The organism is Acinetobacter sp. BWR-L5 (assembly GCF_039655985.1).
Classification (GTDB): domain Bacteria; phylum Pseudomonadota; class Gammaproteobacteria; order Pseudomonadales; family Moraxellaceae; genus Acinetobacter; species Acinetobacter johnsonii.
Genome location: NZ_JAGFEV010000005.1, coordinates 1 through 26,544 on the forward strand (window position 1 = coordinate 1; position 26,544 = coordinate 26,544).

The window sequence follows — 26,544 nt, forward strand, 5'->3', positions numbered from 1 at the left end:
TTTGAGTGCTTGTGGTAGTTGACGCAGTGATTTAAGTTTAGCCTTGTAAGCTGTGAGCTGTGCTGCTGTGGGTAGTTCACCAAAGAAGATCAGGTAAGCGACTTCTTCAAACTGGCAGTTTTCAGCGAGGTCTTGGACGTCATAACCACGGTAGGTTAGACCTGCTCCACTTTTACCTACGGTTGAGAGTGCTGTTTTACCTGCGACTTGTCCGCGCAATCCTGCGCCTGTGAGGACTTTTCCTTCAGCCATTTTTAATTCTCCTGTTTAAACAGCTTGTCTAATGTGTTTTCAAAGGTGTGGTAATCGAGAAATTCGTAGAGTTCTTTGCGCTGTTGCATTTTGTCGAGAACGTTGACTTGGGTACCGTCATTGCGAATGGCATGCATGACTTCCAGTGCTGCCTTTTGCATGGCACGGGTCGGTGACAGTGGGTACAGCACCATCGAGATGCCTTGTTCTGCCAGTTGTTCTTTGGTGTAGTATGGGGTATCGCCAAATTCGGTGATGTTGGCTAGTACAGGGACACCGACTGCATCGCAGACGGTTTTGTACATGGTAATGTCAGTCATTGCTTCGGCAAAGATCGCATCAGCACCGGCTTCTACACAAGCACAGGCACGGTCAATCACCGCTTGTAGGCCTTCTTTTTGTAGGGCATCGGTACGTGCCATCACCACAAAGTTTGCATCGGTTTTGGCATCAACTGCGGCTTTTACGCGGTCGACCATTTCTTGTTGGGTGACGATTTCTTTGTTTGGACGGTGGCCACAACGTTTTTGTGCTACTTGGTCTTCGATGTGAACTGCGGCTGCCCCTGCGGCAATCATTTGTTTCACAGTACGGGCAATGTTAAATGCCCCACCCCAACCGGTGTCGATATCGACCAGTAACGGGGTGTCTACACGTTCGGTAATGCGGCGTACATCTTCCAAAACATTATCCAGACTGGTCATGCCTAAGTCAGGCAACCCATAAGAGTAGTTGGCTACACCAGCACCCGAAAGGTAGATGGCCTTGTAGCCCACCTGTTTCGCCATCATTGCTGCATAAGCATTGACTGTACCGATAATTTGTAATGGTTTTTCCACTTCTAGTGCTTGTCTAAATCTTAAGCCTGCAGATTTTTGTTCTGTCATCGTCCTTTCCACGGCATTTACTTTAATTTTCGAGTTTTGAGTATAGCCATAATGACTGAATTGGCTATGACATTTTAGAATGAAAACTCTAAAACTTTAGTCCCATGGTTCACGTTTTTATTGTGTAATTTTCTTCCACGCACTGAGGTTTAGTGGTAAACAGATAAGCCCCAAAACAACAATGTGTACATATTTTTGCTATGATAGCAACTAGAGATCCACATTTATTAGGCTGTTGTTAGTTATATGCACGACTCAGTTCAACTAGAACCCCTTACACGTGACATACCTCACACAAAACGAGGTCATGAACGCTGTCTTGCATTTTTATTAAGTGCAAACGAGTTGTTTTTGCAACATGGCTACGATGCAGTTTCACTTGATGATATTGTCAATCATGCGGGTGGTTCAAAAGCATCGATTTACAAATATTTTGGAAATAAAGACGGTCTTTTTACAGCAATTTGCGACTACCGTCGTGAGCTGTTTTTTAAAGATATTTGTATGCCTTTTGATTTTACGAAGGACAATTTGCGCGTTTATTTAATACAAACCATTTTAAATATTCAAACACATCTTGTGCTTCCAGAAAATGCTTCTTTTTTAAGACTCATTATGGAACAAGTACAGCGTAATCCGCAGTTGGCCTTTCATATTCACAAACAAGGACCTAAACATATTGAAGATGCCGTGGCTTGCATTTTAAACAAAGCAGATGAAATAGGCATTATTCGATGTGAACACCCGAATTATTCTGCGCAGCTTTTTTTTGGCATTGTGCGTGAATTAGAGTGGCGAGTGCTTATGAACATCTATGTTGAAGAAAATGAACAAGAAAATCTAGAATATGTTCATTATTGCGTAGATCGTTTCTTAGCAGGTCATCAAAAAATCTAGTTTTTTTGCAATTTCCTTTGCATATAGTATATTAATCGACTCTCTTTTTTCTTTTCACCAACCAACAACTAATTGTTGTTCTATACCTATTTCGGTTTTCAGCAATTATTGTGGAGTAACAATGGCTCTACGTCACTTTCTTACCTTACGCGATTTATCTACTTTAGAACTGAACCAAGTTGTGCAACGCGGTATCGAACTAAAGCGTAAACAGCGCAACAGCGAAGTCTTCCAACCGTTTGTTGGTAAAGTCATGGGTATGATTTTTGAAAAATCGAGCACCCGCACCCGTGTATCGTTCGAAGCAGGCATGAGCCAGTTTGGTGGTAGTTCAATTTTCCTCTCTCCACGAGACACCCAATTGGGTCGTGGTGAACCCATTGAAGATTCAGCACGCGTGATTTCAAGCATGTTGGATATTGTGATGATCCGTACTTTTGGACATGACATTGTTGAACGTTTTGCTTCTTATTCAAAAGTTCCTGTGATTAATGCTTTGACCGATGATCACCACCCTTGCCAATTGCTTGCAGATGTTCAAACTTTTGTTGAACACCGTGGACCTATCGCAGGCAAAACAGTAGCATGGATTGGTGATGGCAATAATATGTGTAATTCATATATTGAAGCTGCGCATATGTGGGGCTTCAAGTTAAAAATTGCTGCACCTAAAGGTTATGAACCCAAAGCAGAATTTTTAAGTGAATTTGCGCATTGTGCAGAACTGGTTAACTCAGCTGAAGATGCTGCCGTAAATGCAGACCTCATCGTGACCGATGTATGGGCAAGCATGGGCCAAGAAGAAGAGCAAAAAATTCGTGAAGCTGCTTTTGCAGACTATCAAGTGAATGAACGTCTTATGGATCTTGCTCATCCTGATTGTTTATTTATGCATTGTTTACCTGCGCATCGCGGCGAAGAAATTTCTGAAAAGATGCTCGACCATAAAAATGCAGTGGTTTGGGATGAAGCTGAAAACCGCTTACATGCACAAAAAGCATTGGTTGAGTTTTTAATCAATGAAAACACCAAGAAAGATTAATTAATTTTTCCAACGAAAAGCACCTAAGGGTGCTTTTTTTATACGGGCAAAGCTATAATCGGAACATAATTTTTATAAGCGACACTTTCCATGCATTTCAAAAAAACTGGCCTGTGCCTTGCTACAATCCTAAGCTCTACTTTTTTTCAGGTTCAAGCCTCAGAATTTGATGACTACTTACAGTCCAAACAAATTATTGATCAAAATTTTAAAATTAAACAGCCTGAAACCCTGAACGAGATTTTAACTGTATTAACCGCAGAAGACTCACGAACTCTCCCAATTGAAATTGATAACAACACTATCATTGAACAATTTAATCTATATGCAGACCGTACCGAGCTTAAAGGCTTGATCATTACCCCTGACTTCGCGCAGTTTGAAGAGGATTTGGGTGCGAAAGAAGTTCAAAAAGTGATTAAAAAGAATGTTGTGCAAAACTGCAATATTTTCTTCGAGCATCAATATCAACGCCATAACCCCTACATTATAAAATTACAGCTCAGTTCTGAGAAAAATAGCTACGATTTAGAATTAAAGCAAAAAGATTGTGGTATCAAATAGTACCTTTTTAGCGATTGGTTCTCTACTTTAGCGAACCAATCCTTGCGGTTGTAAGATAATCATGGCCGCACCAATCAGGACCACTGCCCCACCCATTATGTCCCAACGGGATAAATAAACTTGATCAACATAACGCAACCATAGCAATGCGGTAAAAATATAAATTCCGCCATAAGCGGCATAAATACGTCCTGACGCAGCCGGATGTAAAGTCAACAACCACACAAAAGCACCTAGCGCTAAAGCTGTAGGAATCCACAACCAATGACTTCTTCCCTGATTTAAAATCAAATAAGGGAAATAACAGCCTAATATTTCCATCACAGCGGTTAGCAAAAACAGTACAAATGTACTTAAAACTTTCGTCAATTGAATATCCATGCAACCTACTTTTATTACTTCTAACTGTTAAATACTTTCTTCAATAAAAAACCCGTGCGAACACGGGTTTTAAATTATATAGCGATCTTTAAGCAGGCTCAGCCGTTTGATCTTCGAAAACTTCGAGTTTTAGACCCACCGCTTTACCATTTTCATTCTTCACAGAGACCGCAACATTACCACCATGTTCTGCAAGCTCACCAAATAGAATCATTTCAGCCAGTGGTTTTTTCAAATGCTCTTGGATGAGTCGTTGCATTGGGCGAGCACCCATTAAACGGTCATAGCCATTTTCAGCCATCCACTCACGCGCACTTTGATCCACTTCTAGAATGACTTTTTTCTCATCCAGTTGCGCTTGGAGTTCAGTTAAGAACTTATCTACTACGTTTTCAATTACTGTCGTTGGTAAAGCTTTAAACTGAATCACACTGTCTAAACGGTTACGGAACTCAGGAGAAAATGCTTTCTTCATCGCATCTTGGTTATCATTACTGTTGTCTTGATCCATGAAGCCAATACTCACGCGAGAAATACTTTCCGCGCCAATATTTGTGGTCAAGACCAACACCACATTACGGAAGTCTGATTTACGACCATTGTTATCGGTCAATGAACCATGATCCATGATTTGTAGCAATAAGTTGAACACGTCTGGATGCGCTTTTTCAATCTCATCTAGTAATAATACACAGTGCGGATTTTTATGAATCGCATCAGTCAACAGACCGCCTTGATCAAAGCCCACATAACCTGGAGGCGCACCGATCAAACGTGAAACCGCATGGCGCTCCATGTACTCCGACATATCGAAACGAACTAGCTCAACACCCAGTAATTTCGCAAGCTGCTTGGTGACTTCTGTTTTACCTACCCCAGTTGGGCCTGCAAAAACGAAACTACCCACAGGTTTATCTGGCGATTTTAAGCCTGCACGCGACAGTTTAATTGCTGAGCCTAAAGCTTCAATGGCTTCATCTTGACCAAAGACCACACGTTTTAAATCACGCTCAAGATTTTCAAGAACGGTCTTGTCATCTTTAGACACAGTTTTTGGTGGAATACGTGCAATTTTCGACACGATATCTTCAATATTTTCCACGGTAATCAAGGTGTCATCTTGCTCAGCTTTCAGACGACGTTGCGCCCCTGCTTCATCAATGACATCAATGGCTTTATCCGGCAAGAAACGGTCATTAATGAACTTCGCAGACAGCTCAACCGCAGAAATTAAAGCTTTGTCATCATATTTAACATGATGGAAATCTTCAAACTTGCTCTTCAAACCGCGTAAAATATCAATCGTTTCTGAAATAGATGGCTCATTGACATCAATTTTTTGGAAACGGCGTGACAATGCATGATCTTTTTCAAAGACTTGGCGGTATTCTTGGAATGTGGTTGAACCAATGCAGCGCAATGAGCCATTGGCCAAAGCGGGTTTAATCAAGTTTGACGCATCCATCGTGCTACCCATACTTGAGCCTGCACCAATAATCATGTGGATTTCGTCAATAAACAAAACTGCTTCTGGTTTCTTTTTCAACGCGTTCAAAAGCTGTTTTAAACGTTTTTCAAAGTCACCACGGTATTTGGTTCCTGCCACCAAAGCACCAATATCCAAGCTATACACTTCAGCATTTGCCAATGGTTTCGGTGCTTTACCATTAACAATGAGCCAAGCTAAACCTTCAGCAATCGATGTTTTACCGACACCAGGATCACCCACCAATAACGGGTTGTTTTTGCGGCGACGGCATAGAATTTGTGCTGCGCGCTCAATTTCTTTTTCACGACCAATTAAAGGATCCGTTTTACCCTTTTGTGCCTCAACATTTAAATTGGTTGTATACAACTCTAAAGGGCCTGCGTTGCTTGAACTGGTCGATTCCCCGTCAAGATCTTCAATTTCTTCTTCCACTTGCACTTCGTCTTTACGTGTGCCGTGGGCCAAGTATTGTGTCAGTGTTAAACGGTTAATTTGATGACGTTTCAAGAGGTAGACTGCAAAAGAGTCACGTTCAGAGTACATTGCAACTAAAATGTCTGCACCTTCAACTGTACGATCACCACCGCTTGATTGCACATGGAAAATTGCACGTTGTAAAATACGGTCAAAACTTTCAGTTGGATGCGGAGCTTGGTCACTGTTTTCGCCCAGCTTAGGAGTGTGCTGCTCTACATATTCTTCAAGCTCTTTACGAAGCACAATAATATCTGCACCGCAGGCTTTCAATGCATTTACGGCCGAATCATTATCGAGTAAAGCCAATAATAAATGTTCAACGGTTAGGAATTCATGTCTCTTTTGTCGAGCCATACTAACAGCCAAACGTAAGGATACTTCTAATTGACGACTGAGCATGGAACCCCCTTAATCTTTCGGCTCAATCTGACAAAGTAAAGGATGACCTTGAGACCGAGCGTAATTATTGACTTGGTTTGCTTTTGTTTCCGCGATGTCTCTCGGGTAAACGCCTGCAACACCTTTTCCTTCATAATGTACAGTTAGCATTACTTGAGTGGCTTGGTCAAGATTCAAAGCAAAGTATTGTTGTAAAATTTCAATAACAAAGTCCATTGGGGTGTAGTCATCGTTCATTAAAACGACAGCATAGAGTGGCGGACGCTTAAGTTCTGGTGGCGCGGTTTGGACAGCGACATCCCCATTTTCTTCTTCATGCGGTTCATCATTGCTCAAGCGCGGGCTGATATGCCAGTCGACATAGCCAGATTCATGAAAAGACTGCTTGATTTCATTTAAACACGTTGAACGCTTAGAGATACCCATAAACTTACAATTCACAATTATTGTGCATTTGCCTCAGCCTGAGGGATTTCAGAGACAAATGCAGATTGACTTTCTACGGCCTCACCACGTGACCAACTAAAGCGTCGTGTCACTGGGGTGCTACCTGTTAAACGGACTTCGATAAACTGTGGCGTAAAGCCTTTAGGCATCGTCCAACGCCCTGTTAAACGCTCATAGTTTTCAAAGTTAAAGTTTTTGTCTTCTAGAGGTACAACTAAAACCTCTGTACCACGAATGAGTCGAAGCTCAACGGTACCTGAAGCTGCACGTTTAGATGGACTAACTTGAACCAAATCAAGTTGATATTCAAATGCATTTTCAGGCAAAGGTTTAATCGCAATATGCTGCACAGCCAGTGGAATACCGCCGCGTTGACGTAAAACCTCACGGTAAATCACAGCAGTGGTTTCAGATTGCGCTTGTTGATCCAGAGCTTTTTGCAATGACAAATACAGCTCATTTGAATTGGTCACAGCAACGTCACGCTCCTGAACAGCAGCATTATAGTTTTTATTTAATGCATCCAGACTGGTCTTTTGCTTTTGTACCACTTCAACCAGTTGCTCAGCATCTGCATCAAAACCTACCACCGTTAAACCCTGACGATGTCCGACGGTATAGCCCAATAGTCCACTTGCAACCATCAATATTGCAGCACCAATTGCCAAAGGCTTATTGGTCTGTAAAAACGGCTTTGCAGGTTCAGGCTGTTGTGACGTCATATTTGTGTCAGTGTTCGGCATCGTCATCTCTTATTTTGATTCAATTCAAAACACACATTTAAATCGAAATCTAAATGTGTGTGAAGTTTTAAAACGTTTTTTATGGTAATAAACCAATTCCGTCTAGGCCCGCTGTTTCAGCAAATCCAAACATTAAGTTCATGTTTTGAACGGCCTGACCTGCTGCACCTTTAACCAAATTGTCTTGTATAGAAATGACCACCAACTTTTTCGGTTGTGGTTTATACAGCGCAATACGTAGTTGATTTGCACCCCGCACAGAACGTGTCTCTGGTGAACTTCCCGCAGGCATCACATCGACAAAAGCTTCATTGGCATAAAACTGTTCATATAAACTTTGCACATCAGCAGCTTCACCCGCATCGGTTAAGTCCACATAAATCGTGCTCAGCATGCCACGAATCATTGGTACCAAATGCGGAACAAACAAAATGTGGTTAAATACATCTTTTAAGCCTGAAATATTTTCCAACGCTTCCACAATTTCAGGATGATGACGGTGACCTGCAACGCCATAAGCTTTGAAATTATCAGCATTTTCAGAATAGATCATACCAAGGCTGGCTTTACGACCTGCACCAGACACACCCGATTTTGCATCAATAATAATACTTTCAGGTTTAACTAATGTGTCATTTTGCTTAAATAACGGCGCTAAACCCAGTTGTACTGTCGTTGGATAACAACCAGGGTTACCAATGACATTGGCTTGTTTAATCTGCTCACGGTTTAATTCAGACAAACCATAAACCGAGTCTTTCAACAGTTCAGGGCACGCATGCTGCATACCATACCATTTTTCAAACTGTTCTAAATCTTGTAAACGGAAGTCTGCGGCAAGGTCAATCACTTTAGTATTTGCAGCCACCAACTCTTCGGCATGCTTCATGGCAACGCCATGCGGTGTCGCAAAGAACACCACATCACATTTTTTCAGTTCATCAATATTCAAATCTGAATATTTTAGTTCGGTATGTCCACGTAAGCTTGGGAACATATCATCTACACGGCGACCGTCTTCTGTACGCGATGTTAATACGCTTACTTGCACATTTGGGTGTCGTAGTAAAAGACGCAACAATTCAACGCCTGTATAACCTGTACCGCCGACAATACCAACTGAAATCACGTGTATTACCTCAAACTTAAACTGTCCATTTCGTAACTGCCTAGTATGACAGGAAGTTTCTGCTTTCTAAACTGTTTTACTTGGAATTTATGCGTTTTTAGTGCTATCGACACCTATTAAGGCACATCCAATATACTCTGTGCAGGCTCAAAACCAATCTGATTTCGTCCCGAATGTTTCGCCTGATATAACAATTGATCGGCAGCTTGTATGGCATATTTTAAGTTGGAATGATGTACTGCAGCCAGTCCAAAACTTGCTGTCACGGCAATATTTTTTGAGGATAATCGTGCATCGGCAATACCTAAACGAATACGATTGGCAATGTTATAAGCCAGCGTGGGGTCATCAATTTGCAATAAGACAATGAACTCCTCTCCGCCGAAACGCCCCACCAAATCGTGCGCACGGACATTTTGCCCAATAATTTGACCGACTTGTTGTAAAATTTGATCACCCACCAAATGCCCATAGGTGTCATTAATTTTCTTAAAATGATCAATATCACACATGAGCAAAAAATAAGACTGTCTAGAGAGCTGATGCAACTTCCGTTTAGCGGCTTCGTTAAAACCACGTCGATTGAATAAATGCGTTAGCGGATCTCTTAGCCGCTCATCATTGAGTTGATGGATAATATCGCGTACCAATGTTCCGAGCAGCACTATTGCAAACCACATACTTAAGATAATGCTCGCAGCAAGCATCATCAGCCACCAAACTGAATTTGCCAGCATATCTGCTTCGATGTTTCTTAAAAAGAGAAAAATAATGATTCCGCGAACAAAGGTATACAACACAATAAACAAGTAGGAAAAGTCGACTATTTTATTGAGCAAATCAATCCCTTGATAATGTTTAAACATTGAAAACAAAACCAAAGACTCAACCAATGCAATTGAAATGTTCAGAATCAGCATTCTGCTCCACAGTTGATCATCTACGTAGGAATAATAACTGAGTGAAAGTAAAGCCATCACGACCAAGGCAAGACACCAATATGGACGTGCATTAGCGTTCTTTCTTAAGCCCATGGCATAAGCGCTGGCCCATGCGCCAAACAAATACATACTGCCTAAAATGGGTGCCGACAAAGCCAACTGCTTATTCGACATAAAACTTTGTGCCGCCACAGAAAACGAAGGCACAATATATCCAAGCCCGAGCCACAATAAATATGAGGGAGCCCTAAAAGCAAAATGACATATTAAAAGCAAGCTTCCCATTAAAATCAGGCAAGCTGGAACAATTAATATAAAATAGTGGATATCTGTAAAATTCACATTTGAGGTCTTTGGACTGAAATTGAGGAATGTTTACCTTAGATCATGAAGTTTAGAGCATTTTTTGACTCACGCTCAATCAATCAGAAGAAAATATTTTTAAATTTTGCACGTAAAATTAACTTTAAGCGCTTGCCCACCAATACGGCAATGCGGTTGTTTTTAAGGTTTTTTGATGCTGTTGAAAAGCGGCATCATATTTGGCAACTTCCGCCCAAAAACGTGCACTATGATCAAAATGTTGCGTATGTGCGAGTTCATGCACACAGACGTAACGCGTAATGACTTCAGGAAACAGTACTAAAGCACTGTTAAGCATGATGTCATGTTTGGCACTACAACTCCCCCAGCGGGTCTTGGGCTGACGAATTGAACATTGTGCAAATTTTAAACCAGTTTCATGACTAATCTGTTGCAAATAAACAGGCAAGTGCTGTTTGGCATATGCAATTACAAAAGATTTTAAATAACTTTCAGGCTGACGGTCACTGATCCAAAGCTGGTGATTATCCTCATCCAAAATATACGCATTTTTTTGTGTTTGATAGCTCACCGTTAAAGCGTTTTGGCGATTAAATAACCGCAACTCTGTGGGAAGGGTTCGATCTATCTGTACCAGACTGGCTTGCTGCTTCTGCCAAGTTTCAACCATCCACTGTTCAGATTGATTTAAAAAATCCTGAATTTGCCGTTTACTACAAAACTTAGGCACGGTTAAACGAATTTGAGTCGGTTCAACACGAAGTCGTAACCGGGTCGCACGTGCATGATGGGTGATTTGAATTTCAGGTAGGTCTGCTAAGGTCATTAATATTATTCTTTTATTGAATCATCCTCCCGACCCTCCTTTTGAAAGGAGGGAGAAAAACATAAGATAAAAATGTTTTTGCTTTTAGCCCCTCTTTTTCAAAGAAGAGCTTAGGGAAGATTTAAAATTAAACAGCGGTACGTTCTTCAATACCGCTGTCTGTTGCAACAACTGCCACATCTGCTTTATTGATTGCAAAAATACCATTACACACCACACCTGGAATGTCGTTAATGGTTTTTTCAAGCTCAAGCGCATTTAAGATATTTAAGTTATAAACGTCTAAAATCACGTTACCATTATCCGTCACCACGCCTTCACGGTAAGCAGGATCACCACCGAGCGCTACAATTTTACGTGCCACAGCTGAACGAGCCATTGGAATCACTTCAATCGGCAGTGGGAAGTCACGCCCCAATTGATCAACCCACTTAGAGTCATCAACGATACAAACAAATTTTCTCGCAATTGAAGCTACAATTTTCTCGCGAGTCAGTGCAGCCCCACCACCTTTGATCATATGCATATGACGGTCAATTTCGTCTGCCCCATCTACATAGGCATCTAAACCGCCGACAGAGTTCATATCAACCACTTCTATGCCTAATTTCTTTAAGCGCTCAGCCGTTGCTTCTGAACTTGCCACAGCCGCCTCAAGCTGAAGCTCGGGCAAAAGTTCAATTAAGAAATTGACGGTGCTGCCTGTACCCACCCCTAAAATGCCACCTTTAGGTAAGTGCTTTAAGGCAGCTTTTGCAGCAGCTTGCTTTTTTTCATCTTGGGTAGCATACAGACTCATAATTTGGCTCAACTATTTTTTGACATTTGTTGCTGATTTTACAGCCCAAATGTACAGGGGTTTGTTACAATGATCCTCTATTTTAAACTGTTAAATGGGAAATTAACATGCTGTCTCGTTTGGTTCGACAAATATTACAAGCAACAGTCTACGATGTTGCAATCGAAACTCCACTCGAAGCGGCACCTCGAATTAGTGAGAAACTCAATAACAACATTCGTTTTAAGCGCGAAGACTTACAACCAGTCTTTTCATTTAAGCTGCGCGGTGCCTATAACCGCATTAGCCAACTCCCTAGAGCTCAACTTGAACGTGGCGTGATTACTGCATCTGCTGGCAACCATGCTCAAGGCGTAGCACTGTCAGGTAAAAAACTCGGGATTCGCGCCATTATTGTGATGCCGAAAACCACCCCAGATATTAAAGTTCAGGCGGTCAAACGTTTAGGCGGTGAAGTGGTTCTCCACGGCGACTCTTTTGATGTTGCCAACAAATACGCGATTCAACGTGCCGCAGAAGACGGTATGAGTTTTATTCCACCCTATGACGATGAACTGGTCATGGCAGGTCAAGGTACGATTGGCAATGAAATTTTGCGTCAATGGCGCGATGTCGACTATGTCTTCGTCGCTGTTGGTGGCGGCGGTTTAATTGCTGGTGTAGCAGCCTACTTAGGCGATGTTGCACCACATGTCAAAGTCATTCCTGTTGAATATGACGAATCTGCTTGTTTAAAAGCCGCATTTGAAGCAGGTGAACGTGTTGTACTGCCTCAAGTCGGTCTATTTGCTGATGGTACTGCGGTAGCACAGATTGGTGAAAAACCATTTGAAGTGATTCAACTCCAAAAGTCGGATAACTCAGGTCCGATCGTTGAGCGTGAAGTGGTTTTAGTCAATACCGATGAAATTTGTGCCGCCATTAAAGACACCTATGATGAGTGTCGTAGCATCGTTGAACCATCAGGTGCAATGGCCTTGGCAGGGATTAAAAAATATATTGAAAAACACGAGCTGATTGGGCAAAACATCGTCTCAATTGTATGTGGTGCCAACATGAACTTTGACCGTTTACGTTATATTGCAGAACGTACTGAATTAGGTGAACGTAAAGAAGCTATTTTTGCTGTGACCATTCCAGAGAAAAAAGGTTCATTCCTGAATTTCTGCCGAGCACTACAAGGTCGTAATATCACCGAGTTTAACTACCGTGCGAGCGATGCCAGTGCAGCGCAAGTCTTTGTCGGCATTAGCTTAAAAGGCGGTGAAAAAGAGCGTCACGATATTTTTGAAGCACTCAAAACTCAGTTCGATGTCGATGACTTATCTGATGATGAAGTGGCAAAACTGCATATTCGCTACCTAATTGGTGGGCATGCAGACCTTGAAAACGAGCGTTTGTTCCGTGTTGAGTTCCCTGAACGTCCAGGTGCGCTATTAATGTTCCTCGAACGCCTTGGCCCTACGCATAACATTACCCTATTCCACTACCGTAACCATGGTGCGGCGGAAGGTCGTGTCCTTGTTGGTTTAGAAGCAAGTGATGCGAAACAAAACCCAGATGGTTTGATTGAAACCTTAGAAAGTATTTCGTATCCATATGAAGAAATTACCAATAACCTAGGTTATCAACGTTTCTTAAAATAAAAGATTCAATACATACATAAAACCGCCCTTCGAGGCGGTTTTATTCTATGAGCTGTATCGGCTCTTCATCACCAAACGTGTGGTTATACGTAACAATAATTCTATCTATCAGCTCATCATTATGCGGTACCAACAGCCAATAGGGGTTCTCCCGCTCGATAACCAGTAAACTGAGTTCATAAGGCTCAATAAAAATTTTAATGTGGTTAAAAATAACATCAAAACTAAATTCAAAATCATAACCATGCATGTCTGAGGTTTCTTCTTCCTCACTCTCATACATTTGATAAAAAGACGCCATATCATCATTGATTTGGTTTTTCAGCTCGTCTAAGTCAATACCTAACTGTTGGAGTCGATGGCATTCATCAATACCATTTTGTCGAAAATCATCGAGTTCTATTTTTTGAATGTTTGAATAATAGCTATTCAACCAACGTACAAAGTGCTCGAACTCATCTTGTTCTTCTGGAATTGCGGTATCATTCAATTCTGGAAACGCGATCCTGAGGGATTCATACAGTGTCTTCCGCATTTATATACTCCTTTGGATGAGTGATATATTGGTATAAGGCAAAGCGCGGTTGATCGAAAAAAGCGTGTCTGTATAAAGATGACATCTTGTGAAATTTGGCACAACATTCGTTAACAATCGACGTATAAAAAAATTTAAAGGAAAGATGACATGGCACAATTTGCAGTGATTGGTTTAGGAAGCTTTGGAGCCACAGTTGCAACTCAACTCATTGAACTGGGACATGATGTCATTGGTATCGATAGTGAAAAAAAATATGTTGAAAATATTTCTGAGCAGGTGACCCATGCTGTCATCGCCGACGCAACAGATGAACATGTCCTCGATGAATTAAATATTAAAAACTGCGATGCCGTGGTGGTCGCAATTGGTGAAAATATTGAAGCCAGTATTTTGTGTGTGCTGCACCTCAAAAATATTGGGGTTGAAAAAATTTGGGTCAAAGCCAAATCAAAGTCGCACCATATGATTTTAAGCCATTTAGGGATTAGTAAAATTATTCACCCTGAAGAGGACATGGGCGTACGGATTGCGCAGTCTTTATGCTACCCCATGGTCAGTCGCTATATGGCGCTTGAAGATAACCACTATATTGTCAAAATTGAAATTGATGAAAAACTACAAGGGACTCGCTTCCGCCAATTGATGGATCAAGCACCTGATGTGAAAACATTACTCCATAAACGTGGCAAAGACGTTTTGTACAGCATTGACCCCAATTTAATTTTACAAGTGGGTGATATTCTAGTTGTTGAAGGTTTACTCGAAACATTACGTCGTCTTTCAGCACGGTTCAAATCATGAAAAAAGTCAAAGAATGGCAAACCCAACCAAACAGCACCATTAATTTAAGCCCGCCCAGCCTGCTGGCCTTGGGTTTTTTGAGCTTTATTATTATTGGGACTCTATTATTAAAGCTACCCATTTCACACCACGGTGAACTCAGTTGGATTAACTCTTTGTTCACCGCCAGCTCAGCCGTCACCATTACTGGACTGTCTGTGGTGAATGTCGGTGAAACTTTTACCGTAACAGGTAAAATCATCATTATGCTGCTGATTCAAATTGGTGGCTTAGGCTTTATGACTTTTGCAATTTTAGCCGCACTAAGTCTGTCGACTAAACTGGGTTTAAAGCAACAAATCATGGCGCAAGAGACCATTGGCCAAACCAGCTTATCCAAAGTGTCTTTCACCATTAAAGGGGTACTGCTGTATTCCTTATTTTTTGAAGCGATCGGCACGGTTATTTTGACCATAGCATGGTTAGAAGATTACAACTTCAATCAAGCTCTGTTTTATGCGGCTTTTTATAGTGTATCCGCATTTAACAATGGTGGCTTTTCACTGTTTCCCAACAGTCTAATGAGCTTCTCGGGTCAGTATCTCATTACCTTTACCATCAGTATGTTATACATCATTGGTGGGACAGGTTTTGTGGTATTAATGGACATTAAACGCAGCAAACGTTGGAAAGGCTTAAGTACCAATAGCAAACTGATTTTATCAACCATTGCAGGTTTGAACCTGATTGCTTTTGTTCTTTTATGGGCAATTGAATCGAACAACCCCCTCACCTTAGCGCCAATGAGCTTAGGTGACCAAGCTTTAAATGCATGGTTCCATGCCACAGTGCCTCGTTCATCGGGTTTTAACAGCCTCGATTTGGCACAAATGAAAGATGCCTCGACCCTCGTCACCATGTTACTGATGTTCATTGGGGGCGGCTCGATGAGTACCGCGGGCGGGATTAAAGTAGGTACTTTTATTATTGTTTTACTCAGCGTGATTAGCTTCCTTAGACGTGAAGATGAAATTCGTGTGTTCAATCACTCTGTTTCTCAAAAAACCTCTTTTAAGGCAATGGCTGTCGTCTCTATTACCGCAGCACTTATTTTCTTAGGCATCTTTACTTTATCCTTAATCGAGCCTAATCATCAGTTTATGGATTTGTTATTTGAAGCCATTTCAGCCGCGTGTACAGTCGGTTTATCACGGGGCATCACCGGTGAACTTCAACCTGCAAGTTTATTTATTCTGATGCTCTTGATGTTTGCAGGTCGTTTAGGTCCTTTAACGCTAGCCTACCTGATTGCGACGCCAAAAAAGAGCCGTTTAAAACATCCAGCTGCCGATATTCAAATTGGTTAAAACACCTAACACTTAAACATAAAAAACCACGTATCAAACGTGGTTTTTTATGTTTCTAAATTAGTACCAATTCATTAAGGACACGCCCAAGCCCACATAAGTCGCTCGGTGGTTATAATCTATTAAGCTTTCGCCATAACCATCAAACAACTGGAAATGGCCACGCAACTTCCCTGAAATAGGAAAAGCCCAGTCAAACTGTGCAGCACCGCGCGCGTCATCGCCACCTTTTAAACTATGACGCAGCATGAGTGAAAAGTCATGTTCATTCCAACGGTAGAATGCTGTTAAGTCACCCCGTCCGATATAATCCTTAATATCCGGGTTATTATCATCACCTGCATCTTCATCTAGACGGTACCAAGGGCGCAGCATGAGCGCAAAGTTGTCTCTTTCAAACCCCACATTCAACATGACACGGTTCCAACTACGTGACAACGGATCGGAACGACCATTAGACTGGTGGTTGAAAGTTAATCCCAGTAAGCGACCATTTAAACCCAACAGTTCATAATTGGTACGGAAAACCAAACTGGCTTCAGGCTCATAGTTCGTTTCACGGAACGGACGTGATTCATCACTATTATAAAGCTGCCAACGAGAAGACTGGGTATAACCTAACCAAACATCGCCATTGTCCCCAAATAGGTTTTCCACAGCTTTGGTTTTTAAAGACAGTTGGAATTTCGCTTCCATTGACTTTAGGTTCTGATCTTCATCCACCGTATTGGTCGGATTTGGACTTTGTGGAAATTCATTTTTATCTGTTGTCCAAAAACCAGGCATTAAATAGACAGGTTGATAGGCACGAATATTCCAAGTCCCCAGTTTACTTTCGGGTGAAAGCTCCCAACGACTATCCATTAAAGATAAATTTGGCGATATTTTAGGACCTTCAGAAGCGAAAACAGAGCTCACACTTTGTGTAATCTTCCCCGTGATATTTTCGGGTTCTGGCGCAATTTCCATAGCTGCACGTTGCTCAGAAACAATGCGCGGCTTTACTGCTTCAGGAATTTTAAATAATGCATCATAACAAGCCAAACGGTCTGCATTCGATGCCAATGCAACACATGCCTCGGCTGTTGCAGGAGCTGCAGGTACTTCGGAAATTTGTGCATGTGTTTTAGCGACACCCAAAGTACTGAGCACAGTCATGCTCAGTACTAAAGTTGAACGCTCAAATGATTTGAACGCCATACGACCCTCTTATTGTTTTACTGAACTTGTTGAATACTAAAACCTAACTCAATTAAAGTATCACGCTTCGCCATAGGTGCAACCACGGCTTTCGTTGGTTTTTGTTCAAGCAAGTATTGTACCGCCACACGTTGCAAGTCCTCTAAACTCACAGCCAAAAGACGGCTACGTAACTGCTTACGGAAGGCTGGTGTACGTGCATGCAAAAGTGCATAACATGCCGTAATCGCTTCACCCGCTGGTGAACCTGGTTTGTCCATACCAGCAATCAAACCTAAAATTGCTTCTTCAAGCTGATGTGGCTTTTGCTCAGTATTGAGCAACCATTGCACACTGGCTTCAAAGTCATTGAAGGTTTCAGCCAAACGCGGGTCACGGTAGCTATAGAAGCGGAATGAACATGCATTGCCGTCATAGCTTGCGCCACCACCATAGGCCCCACCTTTTTCACGAATTGCACTGTGTAAGAAACCATTACGCAAGTACGCTGCCAGCACCATCAGCGGGGCAGCATCTGGATGTGACACCTCAACGGCTTGATAAGCCGATGAACAGAATTGAACATTCGCTTGAATTAACCATGCCTCATCTGCATCGGTATCAACCTGCTCAGTAGCTTTTAAAGTCACAGTTTGCTCAGGAATAGCTAACTTGTCCCACACGTTTTGAACTTCTTCAACCAAACGGTCTGACTGATGTTCTTCACACACCAGTAAGAACTGTTTTGGTGCTTGTAAAAGTTTTAAGTGAATCGCTTTTAATTCATTGATCAAATCATCATAAGCTGCTGCATCTTTTTCAATACGGCTGACTAGATCGCCTAACCAGTTTAATGCACCCAAGCCCGTGTTGTGATAATCACGTTTTGCCAAAGCACTGTGGTTACGTCCTGCAATTTGCATGGCATAACTGTGGCCTGAACCTGAAAGACGGGATGCCCAACGTGTTTTACGTTGTTGCAATAACTCAACAATGCGATCTTTTTCGTCAAAACGCAGTTGTTCAAAAGCCAGTTTCAACAATGCAATACTGTCAAAATTACTCACCAACGATTTTGTGGTCAGCGTTAACCATGCACTGATTTGATTTTTATCATTTACTTGAGATCGTAAAGAGGCGCCCATACCTAAACCACCACTCACCGCAGTTTGTAGTTGTTGTAGTTCTAGATAGTCATATTGACCTGCACCAACTTCACCCATCAAAATGGACAGCAAGTTAAAGTATGGCGATTGCACTACATCTTGCGGAATCTGGATCAGCACTTGGTTGTAGTAAATACCGTTGGTACCCGCATGATAAAGATTCAACGGATAATCGATACGATTTGAGATAATCTCGCGCAACTGCCCTTGTACAATTTGCAGTTCAGCAGGCACATCTTCCAAGCCCACTTTTGGCAAAAGATTAAGGTCATCTGGGGTATCTTGACGGACTTTGAGTGCTTCAGTTTGTGCTTCAATTTCTGCTTTTTCAGCTTCTGTTAGCTGCGCACCAATTTCGGTTAAACGTGCTTTTTCTGCCGCCGCTTCCACCGCAGATTTATTGGCATCAGGCACCAACGTCATTTGTACTCGGTGTGGGTTATCAATCAAATAGGTTTTGATTAAGTTTGACAACCACATTGGATCTTTCAGTTCTTCTTTCACCGCAGCAATGGCTGAGTCTACATCCCATACAGTGACTGGGTCACTGTGGTGAATGGCACTCCCCAAACCATTTAAAATCAGGCTTAGACCATAAGGCATGCCATCGCCATTGATTTCACGTTGGTGCAATTCAATTTGATGTAAAATCGCATCGACCATATTTCGATCGACAGGTTTTGAAGCGACATCTTCTAAAACCTTAAACACACCTGCTTTAAACTCAGCTGTATGTTCAGGGTTTGAACCCTGTACGCCACAGTAGAAGGTCATTTCGTAGTTTGAATCATCTACCCCCATAATCGGGCCAGTAGACTGTGCATAACCACACGTTTCTAAATAATGACGTAATGGAGAAGCCGAGTCTTCTAACAGTACACCTTCTACAAGGCGCATACCTAAGCGTAGTTTGATCTCGCTGGCTTTAGGCAATAACCACGAAATAATGTGATAAGTTTTGTCTTTTAAATCTTCCGCATCTACCGCATAGGTTTCAGTCACTTCTAGTGGCGCAGTCAAACGGCGCTCTTCTTTAGAGAATAGCGTTTCACCTTTTGAAAACTTGGCCAAGGCTAAAGTTTCAAACTGCTCTTGTAGATTGTAAGCAGGTTCATTACCAAAGGTCATGAAAACTGCGTTACTTGGGTGATAATGCGACTTATAGAAATCCACCAACTCAGGGTAAGTCAAGTCTGGAATATCTTTAGGGTCGCCACCTGAGTTGTAGTGGTAAGTGGTTTCAGGAAATAAGTGATGCGCTAACTGATGATACAACTGGTCTGAAGGCGAACTCATTGCCCCTTTCATTTCGTTGAAAACCACACCTTTATAAACAGGCTCACCGTTTTCAAGCTCAATGCGGATTCCTTCTTGGGCAAAATCCAGCGGATTCAAATTGGCTGCAAAAGCCGCGTCTAAATATACTTCAAGTAAATTTTGGAAATCTTTTTTATTCTGAGTCGCAAATGGATACGCTGTCCAGTCCGCCGCAGTAAAGGCGTTCATAAAAGTATTCAATGAACGACGAATCATTAAAAAGAACGGATCGCGAACAGGAAATTTTTCCGAACCACATAGTGCTGTGTGTTCTAAAATATGCGCTTCGCCTTTTGAATCCATAGGTTGGGTGCGAAATGCAACCAAGAAGACATTTTCATCATGATTGGTGGCCAAGTGATAATGCACTGCCCCAGTGACTTTATGTTTATATTCAGACACTAAAATGTCTAAAGCTTCAACATGGTGTTGACGTACCAACTGAAACGCAGGATGTACAGTTTGAGAAATGGTTTCAGTGACATCTACAGTCATGTGATCTCCTAACAATAATTAATACACTGCCTGCATTATAGCTGTAGTTGTCAAAAGATTTCACGCTGAAAACCCGAGTAATTTGCTGGAAATTTGAAAAGCATCTCACTGCTTTCCAAATTTCAGTCTTTTTGAGGGAAGCGTTCTCAGAAAGTAAAACTAGATGAGATATTTAAAATAATTATAGTTCGGGTGATTTTCCACAAAAACATAGTTTTGCTTTTGATAAAAACTGGCTGCGGATAAATCTGCGGTATTTAAACACAGTGCAGAAAAGTTTGGACGCGCACATTTTTCTAGATGCGCCAACAACTGACGACCCACACCGCTCTTACGGTATTTAGGGTGAACATAAAAACGACGTACACGCCCAATCCGCGCCTCGATTTCATTTTCACCCCATTGTTGATTTAAACCGCCACAGGCAATCAATTGGTCTTGATCATAGGCCAATAACAATACTTCACCCTTTTGATCAAAACGATTTTTTCCACTTTGATATTCTTCGATCAAGCGGGTCAACGGTTCATATCCTTCTTTTGCTGCATGTTGTGCCAAAGCTTGTATTTGAGGAGGTAATTGTTCTGCTGCTTGAATTAAAATTTCCATCTAAACTTCCTTGAATATGAGCAAAGCCATTTCACTACATTTGCCACGTAAATAAAATGAATTTTCCTCAACAAACTACAGCAATCTTGAGCATTGGTGTAAAATGTCGCTTTATTTTCAATACGTGACGAAAAAAGACATGGCAACTGTTGATCTTTTTGCAATTGGTAATGCACTAATCGACCAAGAATTTAAAGTCTCTGACGACTTCCTTATTCAACAACATTTGCAAAAAGGCACTATGCAGTTAACTGATGGTGAAACACAAGCAGATCTTTACAAAAAATTAAAAGAAACACAAAGCTATAAAGGTCAGGCTTCAGGTGGTTCAGCAGCCAACACCACCGTTGCTTTTAGTGCCTTGGGTGGTTCAGCATTTTATGCATGCCGCGTGGGCAATGATGAACTAGGGCAAACTTACCTCAATGGTTTACACGAAGCAGGCATTAAAAACACTGAAAAATCAATCAGTGAAGGCGTAACAGGCACGTGTATGGTTTTAGTCAGTGAAGACTCTGAACGCACTATGCATACCTATTTGGGGATCACGGCCGAGTTAACTGAGCAACAGATTGACTTTGAACCCTTAAAAACAGCGAAATGGCTCTATATCGAAGGTTATCTTTCAACCAGCGATAGCGCACGTTTAGCTGTTAAGCAGGCGCGTGAAATTGCCAAAGCTCATGGTGTTAAAATTGCATTAACCCTATCTGACCCTGCGATGGTGCAATACGCGCGTCATGGTCTAGATGAAATGATTGCGGATGGTGTGGACTTATTGTTCTGTAACCAGCAAGAAGCCATGATGTACACTGAAACTGAAACTGTTGAGGCGGCTTTAGCAAAACTTAAAACACTGAGCCAGCATGTGGTGATTACTCTTTCCGCTGAAGGTGCACTTATTTCAAATGCACAGGAAACATTTAATGTCGCGGGTCGTAAAGTACACGCTATCGATGCCAATGGCGCAGGCGATGCCTTTGCAGGTGCATTCCTTTATGCAGTAAATGCGGGCTTAGGCTTACATACAGCTGCGCAACTTGCGATTTTGATTTCAAGTGAAGTGGTGTCACAGTTCGGCCCTCGTTTGGCTGTGGCAGATTACGCTGAATTGTTCCAACAACTGCAAAAGGAATGTGCATGATGCAAAAAATTTGCATGACGGAAGACATCCCAGAACGCGAAGCGCGTTCTTTTGAAACACCTAAGGGGGATACGATTTTTATCACCCAACGTGACGGTACCTTCTTCGCTTACCAAAACATTTGCCCGCATTTGCAAGTTGAACTTGAATTTTTGGAAAACCAGTTTTTAGACCGTGACCAAGAATTTATTGAATGTTCGACCCATGGTGCATTGTTCATGGTTGAAACAGGTGAATGCATTTCTGGCCCCTGCCAAGGCGAAGCACTTGAAAAAGTAGCGATTACCGTGCATTCTGACGGTGGGATTTATCTCACAGAAGAATAATGAAACTGGACGTTCACCATGTATGAGTTGCTACATCACCCTGACTTGATGCTCTTTCATTTCAGCTTATTGACTTTAGTCATACTCAGCATGGTGGAAACCTTAGGCTACTTTTTTAAATCACGTCCAAGTCATTTCCTCAAAAGGCTCTCCCCGCAAAAACTGACTGAATCTCCACTGTTGGACGTTAAGTTTTCTAAAGTGCTGATTGTGGTTTTTCTCTTACTTAATTTTAGTGTTGCAGGTTATTTCCTTCAGTTCTGCATCTATGCCAAAGAACAAGCGTTTACTTCGGCTTACTATCTAATCTTGCCTGCGCTAATTATTGCAATTTTCTTTACCGTTTTTATGATCCACTGTTTGGATCAAGTTATTAAACCTAGACCAGATAAAAAGCAAACCAACTTACTGGGTCGTCTGGCGACCATCTCCAGCGGGAATGCACGTCCTGGTTTTTCGGCTCAAGCTCGCGTTCGCGATGAATATGGTCAGCTACACTATGTGCAAGTTGAACCTGAGTTTGGTGAACTTGAATTTCAGTCACAAATTATTCTTATTCGTCTAAAAAAGTCACATTACATAGCAAAGAAAATCTCAAAATCCAATCAACTTTTTAGCGGCGAAAGTACGCGCTAAACAAGCACCCCATCTGATCCCATTTCAACGCTGTACGTCTTTATGAGCAAGTTTATCCTTTGCCATGCCTAACCCTGCCAAGATCTTGATACAGCATCAGCCTCTAACAAACGCCTTACAACGCGCTGTTTAAATCGAACCCTTGCCTCATCTTCTTGCTCAATCTTTTTAAAGCAATCTTTCATTCACAATCCAGCTTTCTACAATTTAAAAATATTTGCGAAAAATAAGATCAGGATGAGAATTTTACTCTCCGTCTCTGCCTTCAAGCTTATATGACACAATAAAAGACTTCTTAAATATTAATTCGATTTTCAATTCCTAATTTCCTTATGATGTATACAACAGATCAAATTATCCCTGATTCATATCCGTTAAAATCCATCATTTAAAAGCCCTATCAATTTCATTATCTTAAGACGAATTATCAATAAAATAACGATGAACGTTAAATATAAGCGTTTTAGTCGGATTTAAAATAAATATATACAAGTATTTTAATCAGGTATTTAAATATAAACATAAGTAATTTGGTCAACTTTAAAATACAAAAATATTAGTTTATTTTTCATCACACCATTATTTTAAGTACATGTATTTAAAGGACTTAATAATATATTTTTTATTTAAGTTTAAAGACTATTTATCTTTTGTATGTTTTTGTTTAATAATATAAAGCAAGTTAAAAAATAGGCTTTGTGAAATGAGCTTAGTCCCCAAAAATCTCAATCAAAAAGTCACCAGAGAGATTGTGGCCATTTTAATCATTAAGGTGATTATTTTAATGGTCATTAAGAACATCTGGTTTGACGCCCCGACTATTCCTAAAAATTTTGACAATCAAGTTGCTGAGCGTATTGCAGGCAATCCATCCCCAATCAAGGAGACACGTTGATGATATCTGAAAGCGTGGTCGATCTTTCGCGGTTCCAGTTCGCTATGACCGCGATGTATCACTTTATTTTTGTTCCACTTACACTGGGGCTTGCCTTTATTCTTGCCATTATGGAAACCACCTATGTGATTTCAGGTAAAGAAATTTATAAAGACATGACCAAGTTTTGGGGGAAACTCTTCGGTATTAACTTCGCTTTAGGGGTCACTACTGGCTTAACCATGGAGTTCCAGTTCGGGACTAACTGGGCATATTACTCACACTATGTGGGGGATATTTTCGGTGCTCCATTAGCCATTGAAGGATTAATGGCATTCTTCTTAGAATCGACATTCATCGGTCTGTTCTTTTTTGGATGGGATCGCTTATCCAAAGTGCAGCACTTATGTGTGACATGGCTGGTTGCACTCGGTTCTAATATGTCTGCCTTATGGATTTTGGTTGCAAATGGTTGGATGCAAAACCCTGTCGGTTCTGTATTTAACTATGAAACCATGCGCATGGAATTGGTAGATTTTGGTGCTCTCATTTTTAACCCAGTTGCACAGGTAAAATTTGTACATACCGTGTCTGCGGGTTATGTGACAGGCGCTATTTTCGTTCTGGCTATTTCAAGCTACTACTTACTGAAAAAACGCGATATTCCGTTTGCACGTCGTTCATTTGCCATTGCCGCAATTTTTGGTTTAGCTTCAACACTTTCAGTGATTTTACTGGGCGATGAGTCAGGTTATGAACTGGGTGATGTTCAGAAAACTAAACTCGCGGCCATTGAAGCAGAATGGGATACTCACCCTGCACCTGCACCCTTTACTTTGTTTGGTATTCCAAATAAAGAAACCATGACTACAGATTATGCAGTGAAAATTCCATATGTGATGGGTCTTATTGCAACACGTTCTTTAGACAAAGAAGTGACCGGTATTAAAGATTTGATCGTACAACACGAAGATCGTATTCGTAACGGTATGGTGGCCTACTCACAACTGGAAAAACTACGCGCGGGCGATACTTCTCCAGAGCTAAAAGCTGCATTTGCTGAAACTCAAAAAGACTTGGGTTATGGCTTGCTGCTGAAAAAATACACACCAAATGTAGTTGATGCATCTGAAGATCAAATTAAATCTGCTGCAAAAGACACGATTCCGCACGTACCAAGCTTATTCTGGGCATTCCGCGCCATGGTTGTATCTGGTTTCCTTATGCTGCTGTTATTTGCTCTAGCAACCTTTGCTGTGGCAAAACGCAATGCAGAAAACAAACCATGGTTACTGAAGTTCGCGCTTTTCGCTCTCCCTCTGCCATGGATTGCTGCACAAACAGGTTGGTATGTTGCAGAAGTAGGTCGTCAGCCGTGGACGATTGGTGAAGTTTTACCTACACACTTGTCAGCATCGAGCTTAAGCACAGGTGATGTGTGGGGTTCTATCGCTGCTTTAGCTGCGTTCTATACCGTTCTTTTGATTATTGAAATGTATTTAATGATCAAATTCTCACGTCTTGGTCCAAGTTCGCTTCACACTGGTAAATACCATTTTGAAAAACTTGAAGCAGCTCGTAATGAGGAGACTCAAGCATGATCGAATATGAATTACTCAAAATCATTTGGTGGGTTTTAGTCGGTGTCTTGCTGATTGGCTTTGCTCTCACCGATGGCTTCGATATGGGCTCTATGGCGATCATGCCATTTGTGGGCAAAACAGATGAAGAACGCCGTGCGGCCATCAACACTATCGCTCCGCACTGGGACGGTAACCAAGTTTGGTTCATTACTGCTGGCGGTGCATTGTTTGCCGCATGGCCAATGGTTTATGCAACAGCATTCTCAGGCATGTATTGGGCGCTACTGTTGGTGCTGTTTGCCCTATTCTTACGACCTGTAGGTTTTGACTACCGCTCTAAACTGCAAAATACCAAATGGCGTACATCATGGGACTGGGGTTTAGCCGTGGGTGGTGCTGTTCCTGCACTGGTCTTCGGTGTGGCATTTGGCAACATGTTCTTAGGCGTACCATTTAGTTTAGATGATACCGTCCGTTCAACTTATACAGGGAGCTTCTTTGCTCTACTCAACCCATTTGCTTTAGTCTGCGGCCTAGTTAGCTTATCAATGCTGTGTGCACACGGCGGTGCATGGCTAATGCTTCGTACCGATGGTGACTTACGCAGACGCTCAGCACAAGCAACGAAACTTATGGGCATTGCTTATCTCATCTGTTTCTTAGGCGCTGGTGCTTGGTTGTACTTTGGTGGAATCGAAGGTTATACCTTAGTCACTCCATTTGATACCAACGGTGTTGCTAACCCATTGGCAAAAGAAGTGTTGACCAATGCCAACCATGGCTGGATGAACAACTACTCGACTTACCCAATTACCATGATTGCGCCTATCGCAGGTATCTTAGGTGGTTTGATTGTGGTGCTTGCAGCAAGCAAAAACAAAGCGGGCTTTAGCTTCTTAGGTTCGAGTTTAGCGGTCGTGGGTGCAATTTTAACTGCTGGTTTTGCGCTGTTCCCATTCTTAATGCCATCAAGCATTCAACCTGTTGCAAGCTTGACCATGTGGGATGCAGTTTCAAGTAAAACGACGTTAACTGTAATGACAGTTGCAGCATGTATCTTTGTCCCACTCATTTTGTGCTATACCACTTGGTGTTACTACAAAATGTGGGGTGTTATTACCAACACACACATTAAAGAGAATTCACACAGCCTTTACTAAGGCTGTGTCTAAGGAGATCAAATTATGTGGTATTTTGCATGGATTCTCGGCATTTTGATGGCTTGCTTTGCAGGTGTACTCAGTGCTTTGTATATCGAACATCATCAAGACCTTGATGAGGAATAAA

General features: G+C 41.6%; 27 protein-coding genes. 13 read left to right on the plus strand and 14 right to left on the minus strand.

Annotated features, from left to right (window positions below; genetic code table 11):
• Nucleotides 1-252 (minus strand): citrate/2-methylcitrate synthase (locus JZ787_RS09895; protein ID WP_346312217.1); only part of this gene is annotated, 252 nt, incomplete at its 3' end.
• Nucleotides 253-254: 2 nt separating this feature from the next.
• A complete protein-coding gene (prpB, locus tag JZ787_RS09900; RefSeq protein ID WP_062033198.1) occupies nucleotides 255-1,139 on the minus strand; it encodes a methylisocitrate lyase in 885 nt (294 codons plus the stop codon).
• 246 nt (nucleotides 1,140-1,385) lie between these two features.
• Between prpB and JZ787_RS09905 the strand changes: the two genes are divergently transcribed.
• The 3 genes from JZ787_RS09905 (at nucleotide 1,386) to JZ787_RS09915 (ending at nucleotide 3,642) form a co-directional block, all read left to right on the plus strand.
• Nucleotides 1,386-2,036, plus strand: coding sequence for a TetR/AcrR family transcriptional regulator (locus JZ787_RS09905; RefSeq protein ID WP_346312218.1), 651 nt, complete (start codon nucleotides 1,386-1,388; stop codon nucleotides 2,034-2,036).
• Between the two features lie 121 nt (nucleotides 2,037-2,157).
• On the plus strand, nucleotides 2,158-3,078 hold the full coding sequence (gene argF / locus JZ787_RS09910; protein ID WP_346312219.1) for an ornithine carbamoyltransferase: 921 nt from the start codon (nucleotides 2,158-2,160) through the stop codon (nucleotides 3,076-3,078).
• Nucleotides 3,079-3,168: 90 nt separating this feature from the next.
• Complete coding sequence (locus tag JZ787_RS09915; RefSeq protein WP_346312220.1) at nucleotides 3,169-3,642, plus strand: hypothetical protein; 474 nt, start codon at nucleotides 3,169-3,171, stop codon at nucleotides 3,640-3,642.
• A 27-nt stretch (nucleotides 3,643-3,669) separates the two neighbouring features.
• On the opposite strand, the gene JZ787_RS09920 is transcribed toward JZ787_RS09915, so the two are convergent.
• From JZ787_RS09920 to rpiA, 8 genes are all read right to left on the minus strand, one after another.
• A complete protein-coding gene (locus JZ787_RS09920) occupies nucleotides 3,670-4,023 on the minus strand; it encodes a YnfA family protein (protein WP_346312221.1) in 354 nt (117 codons plus the stop codon).
• 88 nt (nucleotides 4,024-4,111) lie between these two features.
• Nucleotides 4,112-6,388, minus strand: a complete 2,277-nt coding sequence (clpA, locus tag JZ787_RS09925; protein ID WP_004981809.1) for an ATP-dependent Clp protease ATP-binding subunit ClpA — start codon at nucleotides 6,386-6,388, stop codon at nucleotides 4,112-4,114.
• A 9-nt stretch (nucleotides 6,389-6,397) separates the two neighbouring features.
• Complete coding sequence (clpS, locus tag JZ787_RS09930) at nucleotides 6,398-6,814, minus strand: ATP-dependent Clp protease adapter ClpS (RefSeq protein WP_004981811.1); 417 nt, start codon at nucleotides 6,812-6,814, stop codon at nucleotides 6,398-6,400.
• A 17-nt stretch (nucleotides 6,815-6,831) separates the two neighbouring features.
• Nucleotides 6,832-7,578: a DUF6776 family protein gene (locus tag JZ787_RS09935; RefSeq protein ID WP_195728051.1), complete on the minus strand. Its 747-nt coding sequence runs from the start codon at nucleotides 7,576-7,578 to the stop codon at nucleotides 6,832-6,834.
• Between the two features lie 79 nt (nucleotides 7,579-7,657).
• Nucleotides 7,658-8,713 (minus strand): N-acetyl-gamma-glutamyl-phosphate reductase, encoded by a 1,056-nt coding sequence (gene argC, locus JZ787_RS09940; protein ID WP_346312347.1) that lies wholly within the window; start codon nucleotides 8,711-8,713, stop codon nucleotides 7,658-7,660.
• 110 nt (nucleotides 8,714-8,823) lie between these two features.
• A complete protein-coding gene (locus tag JZ787_RS09945) occupies nucleotides 8,824-9,855 on the minus strand; it encodes a GGDEF domain-containing protein (RefSeq protein ID WP_346312222.1) in 1,032 nt (343 codons plus the stop codon).
• Between the two features lie 259 nt (nucleotides 9,856-10,114).
• Nucleotides 10,115-10,798: a SprT family zinc-dependent metalloprotease gene (locus tag JZ787_RS09950; RefSeq protein WP_346312223.1), complete on the minus strand. Its 684-nt coding sequence runs from the start codon at nucleotides 10,796-10,798 to the stop codon at nucleotides 10,115-10,117.
• A 127-nt stretch (nucleotides 10,799-10,925) separates the two neighbouring features.
• The gene (rpiA, locus tag JZ787_RS09955; RefSeq protein ID WP_004696685.1) at nucleotides 10,926-11,597 is read right to left on the minus strand and encodes a ribose-5-phosphate isomerase RpiA; all 672 of its coding nucleotides are present in this window, start codon (nucleotides 11,595-11,597) and stop codon (nucleotides 10,926-10,928) included.
• 107 nt (nucleotides 11,598-11,704) lie between these two features.
• Between rpiA and ilvA the strand changes: the two genes are divergently transcribed.
• Nucleotides 11,705-13,243: a threonine ammonia-lyase, biosynthetic gene (gene ilvA / locus JZ787_RS09960; RefSeq protein WP_005401072.1), complete on the plus strand. Its 1,539-nt coding sequence runs from the start codon at nucleotides 11,705-11,707 to the stop codon at nucleotides 13,241-13,243.
• A gap of 40 nt (nucleotides 13,244-13,283) precedes the next feature.
• Here ilvA and JZ787_RS09965 read toward each other — a convergent pair whose 3' ends face one another.
• Complete coding sequence (locus tag JZ787_RS09965; RefSeq protein ID WP_218288379.1) at nucleotides 13,284-13,778, minus strand: hypothetical protein; 495 nt, start codon at nucleotides 13,776-13,778, stop codon at nucleotides 13,284-13,286.
• A 150-nt stretch (nucleotides 13,779-13,928) separates the two neighbouring features.
• Between JZ787_RS09965 and JZ787_RS09970 the strand changes: the two genes are divergently transcribed.
• The gene (locus JZ787_RS09970) at nucleotides 13,929-14,582 is read left to right on the plus strand and encodes a TrkA family potassium uptake protein (protein WP_168158807.1); all 654 of its coding nucleotides are present in this window, start codon (nucleotides 13,929-13,931) and stop codon (nucleotides 14,580-14,582) included.
• Nucleotides 14,579-15,928 (plus strand): TrkH family potassium uptake protein, encoded by a 1,350-nt coding sequence (locus JZ787_RS09975; RefSeq protein WP_168158808.1) that lies wholly within the window; start codon nucleotides 14,579-14,581, stop codon nucleotides 15,926-15,928. The genes JZ787_RS09970 and JZ787_RS09975 overlap by 4 nt, the downstream gene beginning before the upstream one ends.
• Before the next feature lie 60 nt (nucleotides 15,929-15,988).
• Here the strand turns inward: JZ787_RS09975 and JZ787_RS09980 are convergent, their stop codons facing one another.
• From JZ787_RS09980 to JZ787_RS09990, 3 genes are all read right to left on the minus strand, one after another.
• Complete coding sequence (locus JZ787_RS09980; protein ID WP_168158809.1) at nucleotides 15,989-17,128, minus strand: phospholipase A; 1,140 nt, start codon at nucleotides 17,126-17,128, stop codon at nucleotides 15,989-15,991.
• A gap of 17 nt (nucleotides 17,129-17,145) precedes the next feature.
• Entirely contained in the window at nucleotides 17,146-20,085 is a 2,940-nt protein-coding gene (locus JZ787_RS09985; protein WP_126036941.1) for an insulinase family protein, read from the minus strand.
• Between the two features lie 159 nt (nucleotides 20,086-20,244).
• Nucleotides 20,245-20,694 carry a GNAT family N-acetyltransferase gene (locus JZ787_RS09990; RefSeq protein WP_058869792.1) on the minus strand — a complete coding sequence of 150 codons (450 nt, stop codon included), beginning with the start codon at nucleotides 20,692-20,694 and terminating at the stop codon, nucleotides 20,245-20,247.
• A 139-nt stretch (nucleotides 20,695-20,833) separates the two neighbouring features.
• Here JZ787_RS09990 and JZ787_RS09995 point away from each other — a divergent pair, with 139 nt between their 5' ends.
• From JZ787_RS09995 to cydX, 7 genes are all read left to right on the plus strand, one after another.
• Nucleotides 20,834-21,838, plus strand: a complete 1,005-nt coding sequence (locus tag JZ787_RS09995; protein ID WP_125273373.1) for an adenosine kinase — start codon at nucleotides 20,834-20,836, stop codon at nucleotides 21,836-21,838.
• Between the two features lie 14 nt (nucleotides 21,839-21,852).
• On the plus strand, nucleotides 21,853-22,164 hold the full coding sequence (locus JZ787_RS10000) for a Rieske (2Fe-2S) protein (RefSeq protein ID WP_346312348.1): 312 nt from the start codon (nucleotides 21,853-21,855) through the stop codon (nucleotides 22,162-22,164).
• Between the two features lie 18 nt (nucleotides 22,165-22,182).
• Nucleotides 22,183-22,800, plus strand: a complete 618-nt coding sequence (locus JZ787_RS10005) for an OB-fold-containig protein (protein WP_010326962.1) — start codon at nucleotides 22,183-22,185, stop codon at nucleotides 22,798-22,800.
• Between the two features lie 703 nt (nucleotides 22,801-23,503).
• Nucleotides 23,504-23,695: a cytochrome oxidase putative small subunit CydP gene (gene cydP / locus JZ787_RS10010; protein ID WP_004696660.1), complete on the plus strand. Its 192-nt coding sequence runs from the start codon at nucleotides 23,504-23,506 to the stop codon at nucleotides 23,693-23,695.
• Complete coding sequence (locus tag JZ787_RS10015; RefSeq protein ID WP_004696658.1) at nucleotides 23,695-25,275, plus strand: cytochrome ubiquinol oxidase subunit I; 1,581 nt, start codon at nucleotides 23,695-23,697, stop codon at nucleotides 25,273-25,275. Before cydP ends, JZ787_RS10015 begins: the two co-directional genes overlap by 1 nt.
• Nucleotides 25,272-26,417, plus strand: a complete 1,146-nt coding sequence (cydB, locus tag JZ787_RS10020; RefSeq protein ID WP_062033169.1) for a cytochrome d ubiquinol oxidase subunit II — start codon at nucleotides 25,272-25,274, stop codon at nucleotides 26,415-26,417. Before JZ787_RS10015 ends, cydB begins: the two co-directional genes overlap by 4 nt.
• 24 nt (nucleotides 26,418-26,441) lie before the next feature.
• Nucleotides 26,442-26,543, plus strand: coding sequence for a cytochrome bd-I oxidase subunit CydX (cydX, locus tag JZ787_RS10025; protein ID WP_002120988.1), 102 nt, complete (start codon nucleotides 26,442-26,444; stop codon nucleotides 26,541-26,543).
• Nucleotide 26,544: the final 1 nt, after the last annotated feature.